At 68.3% G+C, this 20367-nt stretch carries 23 protein-coding genes; 11 read left to right on the top strand and 12 right to left on the bottom strand.

Annotated features, from left to right (window positions below; genetic code table 11):
- Window positions 1-54: 54 nt before the first annotated feature.
- Both EV138_RS07795 and EV138_RS07790 read left to right on the top strand, forming a co-directional pair.
- Window positions 55-522 (top strand): SRPBCC family protein, encoded by a 468-nt coding sequence (locus EV138_RS07795; protein WP_133977726.1) that lies wholly within the window; start codon window positions 55-57, stop codon window positions 520-522.
- Entirely contained in the window at window positions 519-1361 is an 843-nt protein-coding gene (locus tag EV138_RS07790; protein WP_133977725.1) for an SDR family oxidoreductase, read from the top strand. The genes EV138_RS07795 and EV138_RS07790 overlap by 4 nt, the downstream gene beginning before the upstream one ends.
- A 115-nt stretch (window positions 1362-1476) precedes the next feature.
- Here the strand turns inward: EV138_RS07790 and EV138_RS07785 are convergent, their stop codons facing one another.
- Together EV138_RS07785 and EV138_RS07780 are read right to left on the bottom strand one after the other, a co-directional pair.
- Window positions 1477-1701, bottom strand: coding sequence for a DUF7218 family protein (locus EV138_RS07785; protein ID WP_133977724.1), 225 nt, complete (start codon window positions 1699-1701; stop codon window positions 1477-1479).
- A gap of 192 nt (window positions 1702-1893) precedes the next feature.
- Window positions 1894-2145, bottom strand: a complete 252-nt coding sequence (locus tag EV138_RS07780) for a hypothetical protein (RefSeq protein WP_133977723.1) — start codon at window positions 2143-2145, stop codon at window positions 1894-1896.
- 41 nt (window positions 2146-2186) lie between these two features.
- Here EV138_RS07780 and EV138_RS07775 point away from each other — a divergent pair, with 41 nt between their 5' ends.
- Entirely contained in the window at window positions 2187-2960 is a 774-nt protein-coding gene (locus EV138_RS07775) for a DUF6766 family protein (protein ID WP_238158000.1), read from the top strand.
- On the opposite strand, the gene EV138_RS07770 is transcribed toward EV138_RS07775, so the two are convergent.
- The 5 genes from EV138_RS07770 to ligA form a co-directional block, all read right to left on the bottom strand.
- Window positions 2891-3949 carry a polysaccharide deacetylase family protein gene (locus EV138_RS07770; RefSeq protein ID WP_133977721.1) on the bottom strand — a complete coding sequence of 353 codons (1059 nt, stop codon included), beginning with the start codon at window positions 3947-3949 and terminating at the stop codon, window positions 2891-2893. The genes EV138_RS07775 and EV138_RS07770 overlap by 70 nt on opposite strands.
- Complete coding sequence (locus tag EV138_RS07765; protein WP_133977720.1) at window positions 3946-4896, bottom strand: hypothetical protein; 951 nt, start codon at window positions 4894-4896, stop codon at window positions 3946-3948. The genes EV138_RS07770 and EV138_RS07765 overlap by 4 nt, the downstream gene beginning before the upstream one ends.
- Before the next feature lie 75 nt (window positions 4897-4971).
- Window positions 4972-5889 carry a serine/threonine-protein kinase gene (locus EV138_RS07760; RefSeq protein ID WP_133977719.1) on the bottom strand — a complete coding sequence of 306 codons (918 nt, stop codon included), beginning with the start codon at window positions 5887-5889 and terminating at the stop codon, window positions 4972-4974.
- A gap of 123 nt (window positions 5890-6012) precedes the next feature.
- Window positions 6013-7872 carry a CASTOR/POLLUX-related putative ion channel gene (locus EV138_RS07755; protein ID WP_133977718.1) on the bottom strand — a complete coding sequence of 620 codons (1860 nt, stop codon included), beginning with the start codon at window positions 7870-7872 and terminating at the stop codon, window positions 6013-6015.
- A gap of 97 nt (window positions 7873-7969) precedes the next feature.
- Window positions 7970-9967: an NAD-dependent DNA ligase LigA gene (gene ligA, locus EV138_RS07750; protein WP_133977717.1), complete on the bottom strand. Its 1998-nt coding sequence runs from the start codon at window positions 9965-9967 to the stop codon at window positions 7970-7972.
- A 117-nt stretch (window positions 9968-10084) separates the two neighbouring features.
- On the opposite strand from ligA, the gene EV138_RS07745 reads away from it, so the two are divergent.
- Window positions 10085-10918 carry an oxidoreductase gene (locus EV138_RS07745; RefSeq protein WP_202866666.1) on the top strand — a complete coding sequence of 278 codons (834 nt, stop codon included), beginning with the start codon at window positions 10085-10087 and terminating at the stop codon, window positions 10916-10918.
- Window positions 10919-10947: 29 nt separating this feature from the next.
- Window positions 10948-11835 (top strand): helix-turn-helix domain-containing protein, encoded by an 888-nt coding sequence (locus EV138_RS07740; RefSeq protein WP_133977716.1) that lies wholly within the window; start codon window positions 10948-10950, stop codon window positions 11833-11835.
- Here EV138_RS07740 and EV138_RS07735 read toward each other — a convergent pair.
- Window positions 11790-12509 carry an SDR family NAD(P)-dependent oxidoreductase gene (locus tag EV138_RS07735; RefSeq protein WP_133977715.1) on the bottom strand — a complete coding sequence of 240 codons (720 nt, stop codon included), beginning with the start codon at window positions 12507-12509 and terminating at the stop codon, window positions 11790-11792. The two genes, EV138_RS07740 and EV138_RS07735, sit on opposite strands and share 46 nt — an antisense overlap.
- A 138-nt stretch (window positions 12510-12647) precedes the next feature.
- On the opposite strand from EV138_RS07735, the gene EV138_RS07730 reads away from it, so the two are divergent.
- The 5 genes from EV138_RS07730 (at window position 12648) to EV138_RS07710 (ending at window position 16831) form a co-directional block, all read left to right on the top strand.
- Window positions 12648-13604, top strand: a complete 957-nt coding sequence (locus tag EV138_RS07730; protein ID WP_133977714.1) for an AraC family transcriptional regulator — start codon at window positions 12648-12650, stop codon at window positions 13602-13604.
- A 202-nt stretch (window positions 13605-13806) separates the two neighbouring features.
- On the top strand, window positions 13807-14727 hold the full coding sequence (locus tag EV138_RS07725; RefSeq protein ID WP_439648963.1) for an NAD(P)-dependent oxidoreductase: 921 nt from the start codon (window positions 13807-13809) through the stop codon (window positions 14725-14727).
- Window positions 14724-15755 carry a D-alanine--(R)-lactate ligase gene (vanA, locus tag EV138_RS07720; RefSeq protein WP_133977712.1) on the top strand — a complete coding sequence of 344 codons (1032 nt, stop codon included), beginning with the start codon at window positions 14724-14726 and terminating at the stop codon, window positions 15753-15755. The genes EV138_RS07725 and vanA overlap by 4 nt, the downstream gene beginning before the upstream one ends.
- On the top strand, window positions 15752-16360 hold the full coding sequence (gene vanX, locus EV138_RS07715) for a D-Ala-D-Ala dipeptidase VanX (RefSeq protein ID WP_133977711.1): 609 nt from the start codon (window positions 15752-15754) through the stop codon (window positions 16358-16360). Before vanA ends, vanX begins: the two co-directional genes overlap by 4 nt.
- A 12-nt stretch (window positions 16361-16372) precedes the next feature.
- Entirely contained in the window at window positions 16373-16831 is a 459-nt protein-coding gene (locus EV138_RS07710; protein ID WP_133977710.1) for a GNAT family N-acetyltransferase, read from the top strand.
- On the opposite strand, the gene EV138_RS07705 is transcribed toward EV138_RS07710, so the two are convergent.
- Window positions 16805-17911 (bottom strand): sensor histidine kinase, encoded by a 1107-nt coding sequence (locus tag EV138_RS07705; RefSeq protein WP_133977709.1) that lies wholly within the window; start codon window positions 17909-17911, stop codon window positions 16805-16807. The genes EV138_RS07710 and EV138_RS07705 overlap by 27 nt on opposite strands.
- Window positions 17904-18599 (bottom strand): response regulator transcription factor, encoded by a 696-nt coding sequence (locus EV138_RS07700; RefSeq protein WP_133977708.1) that lies wholly within the window; start codon window positions 18597-18599, stop codon window positions 17904-17906. Before EV138_RS07700 ends, EV138_RS07705 begins: the two co-directional genes overlap by 8 nt.
- A gap of 145 nt (window positions 18600-18744) precedes the next feature.
- Between EV138_RS07700 and EV138_RS07695 the strand changes: the two genes are divergently transcribed.
- Window positions 18745-19302, top strand: coding sequence for a M15 family metallopeptidase (locus EV138_RS07695; RefSeq protein WP_238157999.1), 558 nt, complete (start codon window positions 18745-18747; stop codon window positions 19300-19302).
- A 28-nt stretch (window positions 19303-19330) separates the two neighbouring features.
- On the opposite strand, the gene EV138_RS07690 is transcribed toward EV138_RS07695, so the two are convergent.
- Both EV138_RS07690 and EV138_RS07685 read right to left on the bottom strand, forming a co-directional pair.
- Complete coding sequence (locus tag EV138_RS07690) at window positions 19331-19867, bottom strand: GNAT family N-acetyltransferase (RefSeq protein WP_133977706.1); 537 nt, start codon at window positions 19865-19867, stop codon at window positions 19331-19333.
- A 58-nt stretch (window positions 19868-19925) separates the two neighbouring features.
- Window positions 19926-20360 (bottom strand): winged helix-turn-helix transcriptional regulator, encoded by a 435-nt coding sequence (locus tag EV138_RS07685; RefSeq protein WP_133977705.1) that lies wholly within the window; start codon window positions 20358-20360, stop codon window positions 19926-19928.
- Between the last annotated feature and the right edge of the window lie 7 nt (window positions 20361-20367).

Here is a 20367-nt window from a genome sequence, read left to right as displayed (position 1 = left end):
ACGAACCAGTGCACAACTCGCCTCGCAGTACCGGGGCCTAGGGAGGAACCACAGATGGGCAACACCACTGAGTCGGTCGACGTCGAGGCGCCGATCACCGCGGTTTACAACCAGTGGACGCAGTTCGAGTCGTTCCCGCAGTTCATGGAAGGCGTCGACGAGATCAGGCAGCTCGACGCCACCCACACGCACTGGGTGACCAGCATCGCGGGCGTCACCCGCGAGTTCGACGCCACCATCACCGAGCAGCACCCGGAAGAGCGGGTCGCCTGGACCTCCGACTCGGAGCCACGCCATGCGGGTGTGATCACCTTCCACCGGCTCGACGACACCAAGACCCGGGTGACGGCCCAGATGGACCTGGAGCCGGAGGGGATCGCCGAGAACGTCGCGGACAAGACCGGCCTGATCAGTCACCGGGTCAAGGGCGACCTGCGGCGCTTCAAGGAGTTCATCGAGAAGCGCGGTCACGAGACCGGCGGCTGGCGCGGCGACGTCGATCGGCCGGACGCGGGACGATGACTTCTGTTCTCCTGACCGGCGCGGGCAGCGGGATCGGAGCGAACACAGCGCTTCGGCTGGACCGCGCCGGGATCCGGGTGTTCGCTGCCGTGCACGACCTCGCGGACGGCGAGATCCTTGCTCGGCAGGCGTCACCCGCGCTGAGCGTTCACGCTGTCGACGTCACCGACCAGGCCTCGGTCGAAAGCCTGGCCGAGGCGGTGGCGTCGCAGCTCGGCGGGGACCCGCTGACCGCGGTCGTCAACGTCGCGGGACAGGGGATCGCGGGCCCGCTCGAACTTCTGCCGATCGAGAGCCTCCGGCAGCAACTGGAGGTCAACGTGATCGGCCCCGTCGCGGTCACCCAGAGCGTCCTTCCGCTGCTCCGGCGTGGCCACGGCGGCCGGATCGTGTTCGTCGGCTCCGTGGGCGGCCTGGTCTCGGTGCAGTTCGCCGGTGCGTACCACGCCTCGAAGTACGCGATCGAGGCGATCGGGGACGCCTGGCGTCAGGAGTTGGCGCCGGAGGGGATCTGGGTCTCGATCGTCGAGCCGGGGCCGATCGCGACGCCGCTGTGGGCCAAGGCGGTCGAAACGCTCGACCGGTTGCCGGCCTCCGAGCGGTATGCGGACAGGATCAACGCCTTCCGCGAGTCGCTGCGGAGCGCGTCGAAGAACGGCGCGAGCTCGGCGAAGGTCGCCGCGGTGATCGAGCACGCGGTGACGAGTGCGAAACCGCGGACGCGGTACCCGGTCGGCGCGGCCGCCGCGGTGGTGCCCAAGATCCGCCGGCTGGTGCCCGACCGTTTGTTCGACAAGGCCGCTCAGCGCGTCACGACCAAGACGGCCGAGACCGACTAGCGGGCGGAAAAGGGGGCGGGCGAAGGACCCGGCGGTGCGGGGGGAGGCACCAGGCCAGGCCCTTCGGCTGCCTTCGATGCTATTGCGGAACGCCCCGGTCCGGTAGTCCGGGACATTAGCTCTTCTTGGCCGCTGCCTTTCCGCCCTTGCGGCCGGCTTCCTTCTTCTGCGCGGTGGTGCCGCCCTGGCTGCTGTTACCACCCTTGCCGCTCTGCTTGCCACCGTGTTCGCTCGCCTTCGGCGAATTGGCGATCTTGGCGGCGCGCTCCTTGGACATTCCCTTGTCCTTGAGCGCCTCGTACTGTTTCTCGTTCTTCACGTTCGACGACTTGCCCGGCATCACGATCTCCCGGCTGGTGCGACGATAAGACGCCTTTCGGTACCCGGATCACCTGACGGGCAAACCGGTTGCCCCGGGCCCGGAGCGCGAGATGCCGTCGGCAACCAATCTCGCCGGTGTCCGGACCGATCTCGTCGGCGCCCTGGCCGATCTCGCCGGAGCTCGGACCGAGTTCCTCGATGTCCGATCTCCTCAGCGTTCTTCAGGGGTGTCCTTGGTGCCGGCGGCGCGGGCCTCGGCGCCGCTCGGGCCGGTTTCGGCCTCGTCGCCGGCGACCCGGCCGACGAAGTCGCCGCTGGAACCGGTGCCGGTGGTGGCCGGCGTGCCGCCTCGCGGGTCGCCGCCTTCCGCCCTCGTCATGGCCGTCGTGGTGTCCGCGGGTGCGTCCGCCTCGTTGACCTGGTGGGCCAGGCGCCAGCGCTTGAATCGGTCCAGGATCGACATGACCAGCTCCGTCTCGTTGGTTCCTGGATCCCCAGTGCCCGGTGGACGGCTTCGAAAACCAGCGGGCCGGTCCGGTGTCCGGTTCGTTCGCTGGTGGGTACTGGCCGGGCATGGACGATTCGAAGGTTGCCGTGGGCCGGCGTGGCGGCGTAGGGCAGTGGGTGCGGTTCCGCGCCTTGCTGCTGGTCAACCTCGCCTTGTTCGCGCTGTTCCTGCTCGGCGTACTGCTGACCGGTCACGCGCACGAGAACGAGGATCTGACCGATCACGATCAGCCGACCCAGACACTGCTGCAGTATGCCGGGTCCTCCTCGTTCGGTGAGACCGTCTTCGAGAACTGGGAGTCGGAGTTCCTGCAGATGGGGATGTACGTGCTGTTGACGACCTTCCTGGTGCAGAAGGGGTCGGCGGAATCGCGTCCCATCGACGAGGACGCGCCGCAGGACGAGGATCCGCGCAACCACCGCAACGATCCGGAGGCGCCCTGGCCGGTACGGCGTGGCTCCGAGCTGGTGCTGAGGTTGTACGAGAACTCGCTCGCGATCGCCTTCGGCCTGGTGTTCGCTCTGTCGATCTGGCTACATGCGGTGACCGGTGCCCGTGCCTACAGCCAGGACCAGCAACTGCACGGCGGGCAGGCCGTCACGACCTGGCAGTACGTCCACACGTCGCAGTTCTGGTTCGAGTCGTTCCAGAACTGGCAGAGCGAGTTCCTCGCCGTGGCGGCGATCATCGGCGGCTCCGTCTATCTTCGCCAGCGCTCCTCCACGCAGTCGAAGCCGGTGCACGCCCCCAACTCCCAGACCGGCGACTGAAAGATGCCGTTGGCAACGCCGATTGAGTTGCCGCCGGCAATGAACTTCAGGGCGGTCCGGCGAGCGAGGCGGTCGAGCCAGTAGGTGAACTCGAGCTCGCCGTCCCGCGAGCTGCAGCGGATCCGCGGGATCGCCATCGGGTCGAAGCCGGGATGGAAGGGCGAGTGGCTCGGCTCGGCCCCGACGAGCAGCACACCGAGATTCCGGTACGCCGTACCGCCTGCTCCGCCGCGAGCCAGGACGCCGGGGTCGCGAGGGTGGGCTCCGAAGGGGAGGGCCAGCGTCCGCGGTGGGGCCATCGGAATGGCACGGCTCACCAGGGCGGCCAGGCTGCCGATCTCGGCTTCGGCCTGTGCCCGGGTCAGCGTGTGCAGATTCGGGTGGCTCCAGGTGTGGTTGCCGACCTCGCAGCCGAGGTCGTTCAAGCGGACCAGAGCCTGGGCGGCAGCGGCGCCCGTCAGGCCGAACGGATTCTTGTTGACGTAGAACGTCGCAACGGCCGGAAAGTCGGGGTGCCGGGCGTGGAAGGCTCGCAGGATCCCCAATGCGCAGTCCGGGGCGACCTGGCCGCCGGCGTCGAAGGCGACCTGTCCCGGAGTGCCGTCGTCGAACGTCAGGACCACGGGCGTCTTCCCCGGTGGAACCGAGTCCAGGTTCCGGCTGACCAGGTCGATGGCGCGGACGGGGTAGTAGTTCTCGCGGTACAGGCGGTCGAGTTCCGCCCGGAAGTAGGCGGGGGTCAGGTCATAGCTGCCGGGATTCGACGCAACCAGCCGGTGATGCATGAGCACCGGGATCAGGCCGAGCTTGTTGGCGTGGACACCGGCCGGCAGCCGGGGTCGCGCCGTACGGCGGGGTGTCGGCGTCGGCTGCGTAGGTCGCGAGCCGCTCACGACTGGCGCGGTGTCTGCGGCCGTGTCGGCGCAACCAGCCAGCACCGTCGACGATACGGCCGCCGCGAGGAAGCTCCGCCGGGTCAGGCCGGTCATTCGTAGATCACCAGCTCGGGGCGTGGTCGCACAGCGAGAACCTGCGCCGGTGTCATCAGTACCCCGTGCCGGGTGTCCTCCTGGTAGAAGAGCTTGAACCCGCTGCGAACGCCCCGCGGGAGCTTCGTCGTCAATCCGCGATAGGTGGCCAGCTTCTGCGCCCGGCTGCCGATCCCGTCGACGGATTTCACCGTCGCCACACCCGGATAGGTGCGAACCGCGGTCTCGTCGCGCACGATCGGCTTGGCCAGCTGGTGAAAAACGAAGAGCTTCTCCGGAAGCCTGTACCGGGTGACGAGCGTGGACAAATAGGCGGCGATCGCGTTCAGCTGGGGCCCGGTCGTCCGGCCGAAGACCCGGCCCGGCACCTGACCGGGCCCGACCTGCCACTCAGGGTCCACCGCCAGACCGACGTCCGGCAGCCGGAGCCACGGTTCGAGCCGTCGTACCTCGTCGACCGGGTTGGCGCGGCCTGGCTGCACGTCAAGCATCAAGAGCATCCGGTACTTGCGCGCGACCGCGAGGTACTTGCCGATCTGCGCCGGGTCGATCCGGGACCGGTACATGCCGTCGCGTCCGGCCGAGCCCTGTGCCGTGACGACGATCAGCTCCATCACGGGAAGGGTCGACCGGCCACCGCGGTACGACGTCGCCAGCCGCTCCAGTCGTCGGGCTCGCTCGTCGAGGTCGGCGTCGAGCGGACCCAGTGCGGGTGAGCCCGGCGCGCCGACGAAGGCGACCAGCTGATGAGCCGGGAAGATCAGGCGGCCACCCCGCGGCAACTGCGCCTGCGGTGGCGCCGGAGGCTTGGGTTTCGGCGTCACGGCAGCCGCGGCCGGATGTTCAGCGAGCTGCTCGGAGGCCGGCAGCTCCGGGGGCACGTCGCTGCACCCGGCGATGCCGAGGAAGACCGTCAGGGACAGCAGGCAGCACGCGGGTTTCGACATCCAGAGACCCTGCTTTCGCGAAGGTGACCGTTCTCCGAGGCAGCATCCCTGTACCCAGGTGAGTACCTAGTGTAATCAAACAGTCTCTTTCAGTGAGAGCTGGCACGCCGAAGTTCTTTCGTACCGGCTGCTCACGGTCTGCAGTTGGGTGGTGGGGCCCGCGAAGAGCTCAGCATCCGCCGGTGGATGAGCCGGATGGTCCGCAGAGATCCGCCGGCACCAGGCAGCCACCTCGTCCGCATCGGGCCGGTCAGCGGGGTCCTTCGCCAGCATGCGGAGCAGCTGGCGGCCGAAACCGCTGCCGACGCGGGCCGGCCGTGCCGGCACGCCGACCAGATGCTGACGCAGTACACCGGTCGGGGTGTCGGCGAGGAAGGGCGGCGCGCCGGTCAGAAGCTGATAGAGGACGCACCCGAGTGAGTAGATGTCGGCAGCCGGCCCGACCGGCTCGGCCCGCGCCCGTTCGGGCGCGAGGTAGTAGCTGGTGCCGAGCACTCCTTGCTGCGGAACCTGATCTTCCGCGCTGTGGTTCAGGAAGCAGGCGATGCCGAAGTCGGCGATCTTGATCGTGCCGTCGTCGGCCATCAGCAGGTTGCTGGGCTTGATGTCGCGGTGGATCACGCCCTGGTCGTGGGCCGCCGACAGTCCGTCCGCCGTCTGGCCGACGACCTCCGCGGCGGCCGGCGGACTGAACGGGCCGAACTGCTGCAGAGCGGCGGCCAGAGTGTTGCCTACGACAAGCTCCATCACCAGGTAGAAGCTCTGGTTGTGCGGACCGAAGTCGTGCACGCCGACGACGTGAGGACTGTTGACGACCGCTGCCGCTTGCGCCTCCCGGCGAAACATCGCGGCGGCCTCCCGGCCGGTCCGGCCCTGCTTGAGCAGTTTGACCGCCACCGGCCGGCCGAGAACCGCATCGGTGGCGCGCCACACCTGGCCCATCCCGCCCTGGCCGATGACAGCTTCGAGCTCGTACCGGTCCGCGACGCGCATCGCCACCTCCTGACGATCAACGCTCTTCCGGTACCCGCAAACCTGACCCGGCAACAAGCCTTTCCGGACTGTGACGACTCCGCCACACGCCCGCAACCAATTCGCCGCGTGCTGACGCCTGGATCAGTTCTCGGCGAGGACGACGACCCGGTCCAGGGCGGTCAGCGTGACCGGCGCGTTCTTCGGTGGATTGAGTACGACGCCGTACGCCGGCGGCCGGTAGAACTCGTCGTGGACGCGGTAGCCGATCGCGGTCTCACCCAGCCGGCGAGCGGCTTCGACGATCGTGGCGAAGGTCGCGTCGGTGTCCGGCCGCAGGTAGTCGGTCGCGGGTTTGAGGTAGATCTCGGCGCCGGTGGGATTGAACAGGTCCTCGAAGACCTTCGCCAGATGGCGGTTCTCGGTCAGCTGGGTGAGCAGCAGGCTGATCAGCTTGTCGCTGACCACGAAGTCGTCGGCCCGGGTCACCTCGGCGATCTCGCGGTTGGCGTCGTCGTTGATCTCGCTGACGATCGAGTACGGGATCTCCAGCGACCGCGCCAGGTCGCGAAGGTGCAGCAACGTCACCAACGTGCGCGCATCGGCCTCCTGGACACCCAGGTCGTCCGCGGCCAGCACGATCAGGTGCTGGTAGCCGGTGACATCGAGCGCCTCGAGCTGAGCCCGGTTGGTGGGCTCGCAGATCGTCGTGGTGACGGCGAGATTCGGGTAGCCGCCGAACTGGTCCGCGATCGGCTCGGGGCCGGCGATCCGGAGTACGGAACCGGTGTAGGCGAAGGCGTCGAGGAGTTCGAGGATCTGCGGTGCCCGCTTGTTCCAGCCGATCATCAAGGTGCGGGTGGGCGCGGGCGGCCGGTCCGTGGGAGGTGCGATCGCGTGCTCGACCACGCGCGGTGGGGTCTGGGCGAGCCGGATCATGGTGTCGTCCTCGGCCAGCACGATCAGCTCGTCGCCGTCGCGGATCGGGAAGTCGCCCGGTGGATTGAGCTCGATGCTGTCGTCCCCGTGCCGCAGACCGACCGGTACGCCGAGTTCGTAGGCGTGCACCGCCGCTGCGAAGGTGGATCCGCTCAAGCTCGGCTCCGTCTTCAGATAGAACTCGTTGCCCGCGAACGCGAGCAGGTCGGCACAGACCGCGGACAGCCCGGACTGCCGGTGCGCGTTGACGAGCAGCCGTACGGCGAGGTCGTCCGCGCCGATCAACTGTGCGCGCGGCCCGCCGGCCAGCTGCGCCGCCGGGAGGTTCGCAGAGTCGGCCACCGCCGCGACGACGCGCGGACCGTCCGCCTCGGTCGCACGGGAGCCGAGCGACAGCAGCACCTTGATCACCTGGATGTCGGCGTCGTCGGTATCGGGTGGCAGGACCATCACCGAGCGCGCCGACCGCAGGGCCACCAGGTCCAGATCGGCCGGACGCAGCGGGTTGCCGGTCCGGCAGACCACCTGGGTCCGGCCGAGGTCGGGAACGCGGGCGCGGATCGCGTCCTCCATCTCGACCTTGTCCCGGTCGGCGAGGATGGCGACGCAGGACCGCCGATTGGTCTGGTTCGCCTGCGCCAGTTCCGAGACCACGGTGAAGATCTGCTCGGACCAGCCGAGCACGACCGTGTGGTCCTGCTCGACGATCCGTGACCTGCCCTTGCGCAGGACGGTGATCTTGTTCTCCAGGCCGGTGGTCAGCACACCGATGAACGAGCTGACGATGAAGATCCCGCCCAGGGTCACCGCCAGCATCAAGGCCAGGAAGAACAGGCCGCCCTGGTCGCCTCCCATCGTGCCGGGGTCGAGAGTCCGCAACAGGCTCATCCACAGCACGCCGTGCCACCCGCCGTGGCCCTTGGCGTCTGTCGGTGCGAGCACCAGCAGCAGGCCCGACGTGGCCAGCACCAGCAGTGCGGAGGCCAGTCCGAGCCAGCCGATCAGCGCCGGAGTACCGCGAGACATCGTGCTGTCGAACCAGTACCGCGCTCTGTCCCGCCACATGCCAGCACATCTCCCCACTCGCCCCGACCACCCCAGCGTGCGCACTATGCCATCAATCGGTACCGCGCCGACCGGCAGCCGCCGGTCGGCGCGGGAGTCAGCGGGGGAGGAGGTCGGCGGCCTGGAGTTGTTGCCAGATCTCGGACTGGTCGACGACGGTGACGCCGAGCTTCTCGGCCTTGGTGAGTTTGGCCGCGCCGACATCGGCGCCGGTGATGAGGAAGTCGGTACTGGCCGAGACCGAGGAGGCGATGGTCGCGCCGGCCTTCTCGCAGAGTCGCTGGAAGGCGGGACGGGTGACCTTCTCGCCGGAGCGTGGGTCGCTGATCGAGCCGGTGACGACCACCGTCTTGCCGGCCAGTGGTGCTCCGGCGGCGACGACCGGCGGGAGGTCTTCCTCGCGGACGTCGAGCGAGACCCCGGCCGCGCGAAGCCGCTCGAGCTCCGGGCGCAACCGGGCGAGGTGCTCGCTCAGCGAGGTGGCCACCTTGAGCCCGATGTCGTCGACTGCGACCAAGGCGTCGACGCCCGCCTCGGCAACCTCTTCCAGCGAAACGAAGCCCGCTCGGCAGAGCCTGGTCGCGGTGCCCTCGGAGGCCATCGGGATCGCCAGCCCGATCAGCGCCCGGCGCAGGCCGACCTCACGGCTCGCGTCGATCGACTCGATCATCCGCGTCGCCGAGACCTCGCCGACCCGATCGAACTCCAGCAGCTTCTCCTTCGTCAGCTGGTAGAAGTCCGAGGGATTCTCCAGGATGCCGGCTTCGGCCAGCCGCTCGATCCAGACCCCGCCGATCGCGTCGATGTCGGCCGCCGCGCGGGACGCCCAGTGGATGAGCCGCCGGACGGTCTGGGCCGGGCAGGCGACGTTCGTGCAGAACAGTTCGCGGCTGTTGCCCTGCTCGATCAACGGCTGCTCGCAGGACGGGCACACGGCCGGCGGCACGATGTCTCGCTCAGCGCCGGTGCGCTTGGACGCGTCGAGCACACCCGCGACGAACGGGATCACGTCACCCGCGCGGCGGACCAGCACCGTGTCGCCGATCTTGATGCCGCGGGCCCGGATCACCTCCTGGTTGGCCAGCGTCGCGCGAGTGACCGTCGTACCGCCCACGAAGACCGGCTCGAGCCAGGCGACCGGCGCGATCTTGCCGGTTTTGCCGACGTCCCAGACGACATCGGCCAGCACGGTGGTCTTCTCCTCGGCGGCGAACTTGAACGCCAGTGCGCCTCGCGGTGAGCTTGACCGGGTGCCGGCGGCGGCGTACGCGCCGCGGTCGGCCAACCGCAGTACGGCGCCATCGAGGTCGTAGTCCAGGTCGTTGCGCTGCTGCTCGATCGTGGTGATGACCGCCTGGGCGGCGGCAGCGTCATCGCAGTGCCGCATCTCCGCGACGGTGAACCCGAGCGTCTGCAGCGCGCGCTCCAGATCCGCGTCGGCGTCGTCGGTGTCGCTGAGCAGGTCGAAGGCGAGGAACTGCAGGCGGCGCTCGGCGACGGTGGCCGGATCCTTCGCCCGCAGGGTGCCCGCGGCGGCGTTTCTCGGGTTGATCAGCGGCTTGTCCGGGTGGGCAGCGTTGTAGGCGGCGAACGTCGAGCGCAGCATCACCGCCTCGCCGCGAACCTCGATTAGGCCCGGTACGGCGAGCTTCGCCGGGACTCCGTCGGTGAGGGCCCGCACCAGCGGGGTCACGTCGTCGCCGGTCGTCCCGTCACCACGGGTGATCGCTCGCGCCAGCTTCCCGTTCTCGTAGACCAGGGCCAGTGACAGGCCGTCCAGCTTCGGCATCACCACCACCGACTGGCCGGGGAAGCGGTTGAAGAAGGCTTCCACCTGCTCGGGGCGGGTGGCCTTCTCCAGCGAGAGCATCGGCCGCGAGTGCCGGACCGGCGCGTGCAGTACCGCGGGCGCGCCCACCTGCTCGAGCGGGTTCGGGTCGGGGGCCGACTCGGGGTTGGCCTCGATCAGCGACCGCAGTTCGTCCTCGATCGCGTCGTACTCGGCGTCGGCGACCACCGGCGAACCCCGGTAGTAGGCATCGCGCAGTACGACGATCTGATCGGCAAGTTCCTGAATCCGCTCCCCAACGTCCACGGCCAGACACTACCTGCGGTCACCGACAGATCCCGTCCGCTCCGCCTGGGTGGGTGCGCTGCTCCCAGGCACACTGTGCCCTTCTTGGCCGCGGTCTCCGCGACCAGAGTGGACGACATGAACACACTGATGACCAAGAACTGGCTGATCACCGGGGCCTCTCGCGGCCTCGGCCGGGAGTTCGCCCGCGCCGCTCTGCAGCGTGGCGACCACGTGGCTGCCACGGCTCGCGACACGGGCACCCTGGACGAGTTCGCCTCGCAGTACCCCGACACCTTCGTACCGCTCGCTCTCGACGTCACCGACAGCGCGAGCGTCGATGCGACCGTCCACACCGCCGAAGCACAGCTGGGCGGCCTCGACATCGTGGTCAACAACGCCGGCTACGGGCACTTCGGTGCTTTCGAGGAGCTGACCGCGAACGACCTGCGAGAGCAGTTGGAGACCAACGTCTTCGGCGCCCTGCGGGTGACCCAGGCGGCGCTGCCGGGGATGCGCGAACGCGGGCGCGGTCACGTCGTACAGATCTCCTCGATCGGTGGTGTCGGCGCCTTCGCCAATCTGGGCGCGTATCACGCGTCCAAATGGGCTCTGGAGGCTTTGAGCGAGTCTCTCGCCGCGGAGGTGGCCCGGTTCGGGATCCGCGTCACGATCGTCGAGCCGGGCGGCTTCGACACCGACTGGGCCGGGTCGTCGGCGCGGCGGAGCGATCCGCTGGACGCCTACAACCCCATGCGTGACGAGGCCGCCGCGCGTCGAGGCGCCCAGAGCCCCGGTACGCCGGCCGCTGCCGCGCAGGCGCTGCTCCAAGTCGTCGATGCTCCGGAGCCGCCGTTGCGGGTGCTCTTCGGCGCTCAGGCCGCCTCCATCGTGCGTGGCATCTATCAGCGACGGCTCGCCGAATGGGAGAAGTGGGAGAAGGTGTCCGTCGCAGCGCAGGGACAGCAGTGACCGGGTGCCGGCTTGGCTAGAATTCCTGGATGGCGACGACCGCTCTCGGTGAGTACCTCAGCGCCAGGCGGGCGCAGGTCACCCCGGAGCTGATCGGCCTGCCGACCCACGGCGTACGGCGGGTTCCGGGGCTGCGCCGCGAGGAAGTCGCGATGGCGGCCGGGGTGAGCGTCGACTACTACATCCGCCTGGAGCAAGGGCGGGAGCGGAATCCGTCGGCCCAGGTCCTCGATGCGCTCAGCCAGGTGCTGCGGCTGGACGACGACGCTCACCTGCATCTCTTCCGGCTGGCCGGGCTGCTGCCGGTGCCGGTCCGTCCGGCGGCCCCGGAGCAGGTCGACCCTCAGTTGCTGCGGCTGCTGGAGATGTGGCCGGACAACCCGGCGATCGTGCTCGGGCGGGCCTTCGACATCCTGGCCGGCAACGCGCCGGCGTACGCGTTGTTCGACGGGTTCCAGCAGGGGCCCAACCTGATGGCGAAGATCTTCCTCGACCCGGACGCGCGGTCCTTCTATCCCGACTGGGACGAAGTCGCCCGATACACGGTGGCCGGGTTCCGGCTCCAGCAAGGGCGCAGTCCCGACGACCCGCGCATCCGCCAGGTGATCGAGGAACTCAGCCAGGCCAGCCCGGACTTCGTCGCCCTGTGGGACAAGCACGAGGCGCGAGGTACCCGAATGACGAGCAAGCGGTTCCACCACCCTGAGGTCGGCGAACTCACCTTGCAGATCAACGCCTTCGACGTGCGCTCCGCCCCCGGCCAGGAACTCGTCGTCTACCACGCCGAGCCGGACACCCCCAGCGCCACAGCCCTCGCCCGCCTCCGCGCAACCGCCACCGTCGAATCGCCTCAGGCCGACCAGGATCCAGGTCAGCCGGCTAGCAGCCGTTCGAGTTGGAGCGGATCTCCGAGGTAGACCTTGCCGGCGCCCGCTGAGGCGTCGTCCGGCCAGATCACCGTGTCGCCGGCAGCGATGCCCGCAACGATTCTGCGGGCCACCTCTTCAGGGGCGGCCTTGTCTGCTTCGACGCCCGCGAGCATGTCGGTGTCGATTCCGCCTGGGTAGGCGCCGACGACCTCGATCCCGCGATCCCGTACCTCGGCCCGCAGGGCTTGGGTGAAGGAATGCGCCGCGGCTTTGGAGGCCGAGTAGCCGGCCATCGGGCCGACGGGGGCGAGAGCGATCAACGTGAGCACGTTGGCGATGACTGCGGGGCCGTTTGATGCCAGCACGGGAACGAAGGCGCGGGTGACGCGGACGGTCCCGAGGTAGTTCGTGTGCATGTCGCGCCCGAAGAGGTCGAGGTCGCCTTCCAGGGCACTTCCGAAGCCGAGTACGCCGGCGTTGTTGATCAGGAGGTTCACGTCGGACGCGACCGACACCGCCGCGTCCACACTGGCCTGATCGGTGATGTCGAGTGCGAGGGTCCGCACCCGGGGGTCGGCCGCGATCGCCGGATCGACGGACTTCGGGTCGCGCGCGGCGGCGTACACCTTGGTGACTCCGCCGGTCAGGAGCTCGGCGACGAACCTGGCTCCCAGGCCTCTGTTGGCCCCGGTGACCAGCGCTGTGCTTGCGGTGATGTTCAAGAGGAGATCTCCTTGTGGATAGCTGATGGGGTGACCGTATTCCGCACGTCACCTGCGGATCGATGCCTCGTACTCGCAATTTCTTGTCCGTTCGTCTCATCGTCAGTTCTGTATGAGTACTACGGATACGATCGGGTGGTGGATCTGCTGGCTGAAGTGCTCGCTGTCGCCGGCGTACGGGGCACTGTGGCTGCGTCCGTCCACGCCGGCGAACCGTGGGGCCTCGAGCTCGATCGCGTGCCCGGCGCGGCATTCCACGCGATCACGGCTGGTACGGCGTGGCTTCGGCTCCCCGGTCGGCGCGAGGTGCGGTTGATGCCGGGGGATGTCGTGTTGCTGCCGACCGGCGTAGAGCACGCGCTGTCCAGCGAACGGGATGGTGCTCTGGAGCCGTTCGACCATGCGGCTGCCGAGCGGGCGCTGGCTGCCGACGGAGTACTGCACGTCGGAGCACAGCCGAGCCGGACCAGGATCCTGTGCGCGTCCTACCGGCACGATCCCGCTGTCGCCACGCCGCTGCTCACCCTGTTGCCGGAAGTGATGCACATCGCCGCAGGGACCGGCGGCAACGCACTCGACGACACTCTGCGGCTGCTCGGCAGCGAACTCACCCACCAAGAGCTTGCGGCGGCCACGGTGCTTGATCGGCTCGTCGACGTGGTGTTGATCCACCTCTTGCGGTCCTGGATCAAGAACGAACCGGTCGGTCCATCGGTTTCCTGGCTGCGCGCCCTCGGTGACCCAGTGGTCGCCGCCGCGTTGGTAGCGCTGCACAGCGATCCCGCGCGTCCGTGGACCATCGACTCGCTGGCTGACGAGGTCGCGGTGTCCCGCGCGACGCTTGCCAGGCGCTTCCCGGCGCTCGTCGGCGCAACGCCGTCGGCGTACCTCACCCGCTGGCGGATGGATCTCGCTGCCCGCAGGCTTCGCGACACCGACGACCCGATCGAACTCGTTGCCAGGTCGGTCGGCTACACGTCGGAGTACGCCTTCTCGCGTGCGTTCTCGCGAGCCCGCGACCAGCCGCCAGGCCGCTACCGCATCAGGTCGCGGTCCGCAGGTGGGGTGACCCACGCGGGCCCGAGCCGTACCTGATCCAGCATCTTCAGCCGGGTCGGCTGTCTATCGTCGGCATATCGAAACGCCGATACGTGCTGGCAACACCGTGTTGTCTTGACTTCTCGGCATGACTTCCAGGGAATCAGCACCACGCACCGGAGTCCTGGCGTCCTGGGCTCCAACTGCCGCCACCGCCGTGGGAATCACGTTTTACGGATGTGAGCAGGACGAGGCCCTTGTGCTGCGAGAGCTGGCGGCCGGCCTCGGGGTGGTGCCGACGATCACCCAGGCGGCGGTTTCCGAGGCGAATATCGGGCTGACGGCCGGAAACCGCTGCATCAGCGTCGGCCACAAGGCCCGGATCACGAACTCCACGCTGCTCGCGCTCAATCATGCGGGGGTGGAGTACATCTCCACGAGAAGCATCGGCTGCAATCACATCGATGTGGACTACGCGCGGAGTCTCGGCATCTGCGTCGAGACGGTCGCCTATTCACCGGACAGCGTCGCCGACTACACGGTGATGTTGATGCTGATGGCGCTGCGGAACGCCGGGTCCGTCATTCGCCGGGCAGCAGTTCACGACTACCGGCTGAACGACGTACGCGGGAAAGAACTCGGCGACCTGACGGTCGGGGTCATCGGCACCGGGCGCATCGGCTCGGCTGTCATGGACAGGCTGCACGGCTTCGGCTGCCGGATGGTTGCCTTCGACAATCGCCCGCAGACCTCCGCCGACTATCTTCCGCTGGATGAAGTACTCCGGCTGAGCGACGTTCTGACACTTCACACGCCACTCACCGCCGACACCCATCACCTGCTGAACGGTCGACGGATCCAGCAGTTGAAGCGGGGCGCATTCGTCATCAACACCGGTCGCGGTTCGCTGATCGACACCGAAGCTCTGGTGGCGGCTCTGGAGAGCGGCCGGCTGGGCGGTGCGGCCTTGGACGTGCTCGAAGGCGAGGAAGGCATCTTCTACGCCGACTGCCGGAACAAGCCACTGCCGAACGAGAACCTCGTGCGGCTGCAGAAACTGCCGAACGTGATCGTCAGCCCGCACACCGCCTATTACACCGACCACGCCCTGCGCGACGCGCTGGAGAACTCGGTCGCCAATTGCCGGAAATTCGAGAACAGAAAGCAGCGCTGGATATGAGGATCGGAATTCTGTTCGGGGGATGTTCCGAGGAGCACCCCATCTCGCTCAAGTCCGTGCAGGAGGTTGCGAAGAACCTCGACCCGGACAAGTACGAACCGTTCTACCTCGGGATCACCAACAGCGGCGCCTGGATGCTTTGTGACCGCCCGGGCCCGGACTGGGAGAACGGCAGGTGCCGGCCCGCCGTACTGTCACCGGATCGGGACACCCGCGGCCTGCTCGTCCTGGAGGACGGCAAGTACGAAACGATCGAACTCGACGTCGTGTTGCCCGTGCTGCACGGCAAGCTCGGCGAGGACGGCGCGATCCAGGGCTTGCTGGAGCTTTCCGGCATCCCCTATGTGGGCTGCGACATCCCGAGTTCTGCCCTGTGCATCGACAAGTCTCTGGCCTATCTGGTCGCCAGGAGCGCCGGGATCGCCACGCCGGAGTTCTGGATCCTCACGGCCGACGAGCAAGTCGACCCCGAGCAGGTCAGCTGTCCCGTGTTCGTCAAGCCGGCCCGCTCGGGATCGTCCTTCGGCGTCAACAAGGTCGCTCGGCCAGAGGACCTGCCGGCCGCGGTGGAGGCGGCACGAAAGTACGACTCGAAGGTGCTGATCGAAGCGGCCGTCGTCGGCAGCGAGGTCGGTTGCGCCGTGCTGGGCATCGATCCGGACCTGGTCGTCGGCGAGGTCGATCGAATCTCCCTGTCCCACGGCTTCTTCAGGATCCACCAGGAGAGCGATCCGGAAAGCGGGTCCGACAACTCGACCCCGATCGTCCCCGCGGACATCTCCGCGGCGGCGCGCTCGCTCGTGCGGGAGACGGCCAAGGCGATCTATCGCGCCTTCGGCTGCCGCGGGCTGGCGCGGGTCGACATGTTCCTCACCGAGGACGGAGCGGTCGTCCTCAACGAGGTCAACACGTTGCCCGGCCTCACGTCGTACAGCCGCTATCCGCGGATGATGGCGGCCGCGGGGTTGTCGCTCGGCGAGGTGATCGACCGGGCGGTGTCGTTGGCGCTGACGGGGAAGCTGCGATGAACTCCGACTTCGTGTTCGTGGACGACTTCGTGCCGGGGGTCCGCTGGGACGCCAAGTACGCCACCTGGGACAACTTCATCGGCAAGCCCGTCGACGGCTATCTGGCCAACCGGATCGTCGGCACCAGAGCCTTGTGTACGGCGTTGCAAAGCGCCCAGGAGAAGGCTGAATCCCTCGGCCTGGGCCTGCTGTTGTGGGACGGCTATCGCCCGCAACGAGCGGTGGACTGCTTCCTGCGCTGGTCCCAGCAACCGGAGGACGGCCGGACGAAGCTTCGGCACTATCCGAGGATCGACCGGTCCGAGATGTTCGACCAGGGGTATGTATCCGCCAAGTCGGGCCACAGCCGGGGCAGCACGGTCGACCTGACGCTCTACGACCTGACCACCGGCGAGCTCGCTCCGATGGGCGGCGACCACGATCTGATGGATCCGGTCTCGCACCATGGCGCAGCCGGAGTCACCGAGGTCGAAGCGGCGTACCGGCAGTATCTTCGGTCGATCATGGAGGACTGTGGTTTCCGCTCGTACGCCTGCGAATGGTGGCACTACACGTTGACGGACGAGCCCTACCCGACCACCTACTTCGATTTCCCGATCGTCTGAACCGGAGTGACCATGGAGATACGACCGGTCCAGCTCGCAGATGCGGGCGCGGTCAACGAATTGCTCGCCGTGCTCGGCTACCCGCAAGGTGAGCCTCAGGACACGGCGCGCAGGATCAACGCATGGAGTGACGACCCGTCGGGCGTCGTCTACGTCGCCGAGGAAGCCGGGGTGGTGGCCGGCGTGATCGCGGTACAGCTCTGCCCGTTCTTCGAGCGGGAGGGTTCCTGGGGCCGGATCACGGCGCTGGTCGTCTCCGAACGAGCTCGCCGGCGTGGTGTCGCGTCCCAGCTGATGGCAGCGGGGGAGTCGTTCGCGCGGGAACGTGGGTGCGTCCGGATGGAGGTCACCAGTCGGCAGGAGCGGTCGGACGCGCACGAGTTCTACCGCCGGTACGGATATGACGACCAAACGGGTAAGTCGTCCCGCTTCCTGCGCGACCTGTCACTGGTCGAGCGGCGCGACGGGTAGTTTCACCGTGACGATGAGACCGCCGGCTGCGCGGGGAGTGAGGGTGAGGCTTCCGTCGTGCGCCTGGGCGATGCTCTTGACGATCGCCAGGCCGAGGCCGACACCCGCATGATCGGTGCGGATGCGCTGGCTGCCCCGCTGGAACGGCTCGGTGAGGGTGGAGAGCGCCTGCGGCGTGACCTTCTCGCCGGTGTTCTCCACCGTGAGTACGACGTTCCCGGGCTCGACGCTGGTCCGGACCCACACGGTGCCCTGCTCCGGCAGGTTGTGGACGATCGCGTTGTGCACGAGATTCGTTGCCATCTGCAACAGCAGCGCGTGCGAACCGATGGTGGGCGCCTGGTCGCCGGATGTCTCCAGGGCGACACCATGCTTCTCCGCGAGGGCGAGCAGCGTTTCGGTTGCCTCCTCCGCGGCCAGTGACAGGTCGACGTGGCCGCGAGTGAAGGCACGCTGGTTCGCGCGGCTGAGCAGGAGCAGGGCTTCGGTCAGGTCGATCGCTCGGGTGTTGACGTAGCGGAGACGGTCGATGAGTTCTCCTGTGTCGCCGTCCTTGTCATTGCGGGCCACGTCGAGCAGCGTCTGCGTGATCGCCAACGGGGTACGCAGTTCGTGCGAAGCGTTGGCCGCGAACCTCTGCTGCTCGGCGTCGTGGGCTTCCAGCCGCTCCAGCATGGTGTCGAAGGCATCGGCGAGTTCGCGGAACTCGTCCTGCCGGCCTTCCAGGTGGACCCGGTGCGACAGCGATCCGTTCGCGGCCAGCCGGGTGGCGTTGGTGATGCGAGTCAGCGGCGAAAGCATGCTGCCGGCAAGGATCCAGCCGCCGACCAGCCCGAAGAACAGCAGGAAGACGAGCATCGCCGCCGCCTTCGGGGCGAACGCGCTCACCAGGGCGGCGCGGTCCGGTCCGGCCGGCCAGTGCGGGCCGCTGCCGGGGGTGGGCGTGCGCATCACCGCGGGGACGTAGCGCAACAGGAACACCCAGACAACGGCGAGCAGCATGCCGCCGGAAAGCATGATGACCGCCGCGTAGCTGAGCGTCAGTTTGAGCCGGACGCTCCAGCCGGGCTGTCTATCCACGGTCCCCGCTCCCGCCTTCGCTGTCCGAGGTCGTGTCGATGCGGTAGCCGACGCCGAGCACGGTGGAGATGATCCAGGGTTCTCCTAGCCGCTTGCGCAGAGCCGACACGGTGATGCGTACGGCGTTGGTGAAGGGGTCCGCGTTCTCGTCCCAGGCCCGCTCGAGCAACTCTTCCGCGCTGACCACTCCGCCCTCGGCCGCGACAAGAACCTCCAGTACGGCGAACTGCTTGCGGGTCAACGCGACGTACCGGCCGTCCCGGTAGACCTCCCGGCGGAAGGGATCCAGCCGCAGACCGGCGAGCTCCCGCACCGGCGGCCGGTTGAGGCTGCGCCGGCGGTCGAGTGCCCTGAGCCTGAGCACGAGTTCGCGCAATTCGAACGGCTTGGTGAGGTAGTCGTCGGCGCCGAGCTCGAACCCGGAAGCCTTGTCGTCGAGCCGGTCGGCCGCCGTCAGCATCAGGATCGGCGTTCCGGTGCCGGAGGCAACGATGCTCTTGGCGATCTCGTCGCCGGACGGTCCGGGAACGTCGCGGTCCAGGACGGCGATGTCGTAGGAGTTGATGCTCAGCAACTCCAGCGCGGTGTCGCCGTCACCGGCGAGATCGGCCGCGATCGCCTCCAGCCGCAGGCCGTCGCGAATGGCGGCCGCCATCAGGGGTTCGTCCTCGACGACCAGCACACGCATGATCGCCATGCTACGAGACGGCACTTATCGTCCGTGTATCGAAAAGCGGATACGAGCTGACAACACCGCACTGCCTTGACTGGCTCGCATGAGTCGAACCACAGCAACTCGCACAACGCCCCGCAGGAGCCTCCGACCGTACGCCGTGGGCCTGGTCGTGGTGGCCGCCGCCGTCATCGGGATCCTTGTCCACCGGTCCTCTGCGGACCCGTTCACCGAGGTCCTGCGCGGCGATCACGGCGGTCCGGCGACCGAGGCCGACGGGTCGCTGCCCGACGATGCGACGGTGTTCGACGACAAGTACCCCGGCGTGGCCAACCTCGACGCGAAGCTGCTGCAAGCCCTGCGCGACGCGGCGAAGGATGCCGCCGACGACGGCGTCACGTTCTACGTCAACAGCGGTTGGCGCTCACCGGAGTACCAGAACCAACTCCTGCGCGAGGCGATCTCGAAGTACGGATCGAAGGAGAAGGCCGCTCGCTGGGTCGCCACCCCGGACAGGTCGCCGCACGTCTCCGGGCACGCGGTGGACATCGGGCGCTCGGAGGCGAAGAGCTGGCTGTCCGAACACGGGGCGAAGTACGGCCTCTGCCCGATCTATCGCAACGAGCCCTGGCACTACGAGCTACGACCGAAGGCGATCGAGCACGGGTGCCCGCCCATGTACGCCGATCCGACGCACGACCCGAGAACGCGGCAGTGAACCGAGCGCGGCGCTCGCTCAACCGGATTCAGGCGTGGTGTGTCGGTGCCAGGAAGACCACGATGTCGTTCTCCTGGCCAGGCAGGGTTTCGGGCTCGATCCAGCCGACACGACGGTAGAACGCGACCGTGTCGTGCGCCTGGTCCCAGGTCAGCAGCCAGGCGCGGGGGTGCGCTGCGACCAGACCCTCGAGCAGGCGCCGGCCCAGGCCGGTACCCCGGGCGCGCTCGCGGACACCGAGTTCGTCGATCTCGAACGCCCCGACCAGCAGTTCCCCGACCCGCTCGGCGCCGAGCCGGTCGGCCACCCTGCCGTACGCCCGGTCGGTCCGGAACGGGGCGGGCGTGATCCAGCCGGTCACGAACCCGTTGATCGAGCCGTCGTCGGCGTGGTCCACCAACGCTACGAAGCCGTCCCGTCGCACATCCTCGGCCAGCCGGTGTCGAAACGCCGTGCGCGTCTCCTCCGGATCCCGGGCGTCCCAGGGCGGTGCGGTGAAGATCTCGACGTACGCGTCGGTCAGCTCGTCGGCGATGGACAGCAGGTCCGGCCCATAGGTCTTCAAGAATGCTCCTGGCGTCGTTGGGTTCCAGCCCGTACGGCGTTGCTGTCGGTCAGCGGCTTCAGGGCTGGTTCTGGTCGTGTGCGGATCGGGCGGCCTCGATGTCGACGATGTAGTGCTCCGCCCAGGCGCGGATCGCGGCGACCGGGGCGGCCAGCGTCGTACCGATTTCGGTCAGCCGGTAGTCGACCTGCGGCGGCATCGTGCCGTGGTCCCGGCGAGCCACCAGGCCATCGCGTTCCAGGCTACGCAGAGTCTGGGTCAGCATCTTCTCGCTGATGCCGTCGATGGCATCGCGAAGCTGCCCGAACCGCAGCGGCCCGCGCTCGAGCGTCCCGACGATCAGAACGGTCCACTTGTCGGCGAGCCGGTCCAACGCCTGACGGGACGGACAGGCCGCGCTGTACACGTTGGCCAGATGTCCGTCGCTCAGCCTGACCCGGGTGGGATGCCGGCTGCCTGGCCGCGGGCGTCGTCGCGCCGGCTCTTGAGGCATGCCCCGA

The organism is Kribbella voronezhensis, assembly GCF_004365175.1.
GTDB lineage: Bacteria > Actinomycetota > Actinomycetes > Propionibacteriales > Kribbellaceae > Kribbella > Kribbella voronezhensis.
The sequence above is the reverse complement of the archived record's forward strand: the minus strand, read 5'-3'. Positions and strand labels throughout refer to the sequence as shown.

Coding starts and splice junctions, on each gene's coding strand:
- EV138_RS07780 (WP_133977723.1), bottom strand. CDS start 2,145: ATGTCGATCCTGGACCGATTCAAGCGCTGGCGCCTGGCCCACCAGGTC.
- EV138_RS07760 (WP_133977719.1), bottom strand. CDS start 5,889: ATGCGCGTCGCGGACCGGTACGAGCTCGAAGCTGTCATCGGCCAGGGC.
- EV138_RS07700 (WP_133977708.1), bottom strand. CDS start 18,599: ATGCGTGTGCTGGTCGTCGAGGACGAACCCCTGATGGCGGCCGCCATT.
- EV138_RS07740 (WP_133977716.1), top strand. CDS start 10,948: ATGGCGACGACCGCTCTCGGTGAGTACCTCAGCGCCAGGCGGGCGCAG.
- EV138_RS07770 (WP_133977721.1), bottom strand. CDS start 3,949: ATGACCGGCCTGACCCGGCGGAGCTTCCTCGCGGCGGCCGTATCGTCG.
- vanA (WP_133977712.1), top strand. CDS start 14,724: ATGAGGATCGGAATTCTGTTCGGGGGATGTTCCGAGGAGCACCCCATC.
- EV138_RS07685 (WP_133977705.1), bottom strand. CDS start 20,360: ATGCCTCAAGAGCCGGCGCGACGACGCCCGCGGCCAGGCAGCCGGCAT.
- vanX (WP_133977711.1), top strand. CDS start 15,752: ATGAACTCCGACTTCGTGTTCGTGGACGACTTCGTGCCGGGGGTCCGC.
- EV138_RS07795 (WP_133977726.1), top strand. CDS start 55: ATGGGCAACACCACTGAGTCGGTCGACGTCGAGGCGCCGATCACCGCG.
- EV138_RS07765 (WP_133977720.1), bottom strand. CDS start 4,896: ATGTCGAAACCCGCGTGCTGCCTGCTGTCCCTGACGGTCTTCCTCGGC.
- EV138_RS07755 (WP_133977718.1), bottom strand. CDS start 7,872: ATGTGGCGGGACAGAGCGCGGTACTGGTTCGACAGCACGATGTCTCGC.
- EV138_RS07790 (WP_133977725.1), top strand. CDS start 519: ATGACTTCTGTTCTCCTGACCGGCGCGGGCAGCGGGATCGGAGCGAAC.
- EV138_RS07745 (WP_202866666.1), top strand. CDS start 10,085: ATGAACACACTGATGACCAAGAACTGGCTGATCACCGGGGCCTCTCGC.
- EV138_RS07785 (WP_133977724.1), bottom strand. CDS start 1,701: ATGCCGGGCAAGTCGTCGAACGTGAAGAACGAGAAACAGTACGAGGCG.
- EV138_RS07710 (WP_133977710.1), top strand. CDS start 16,373: ATGGAGATACGACCGGTCCAGCTCGCAGATGCGGGCGCGGTCAACGAA.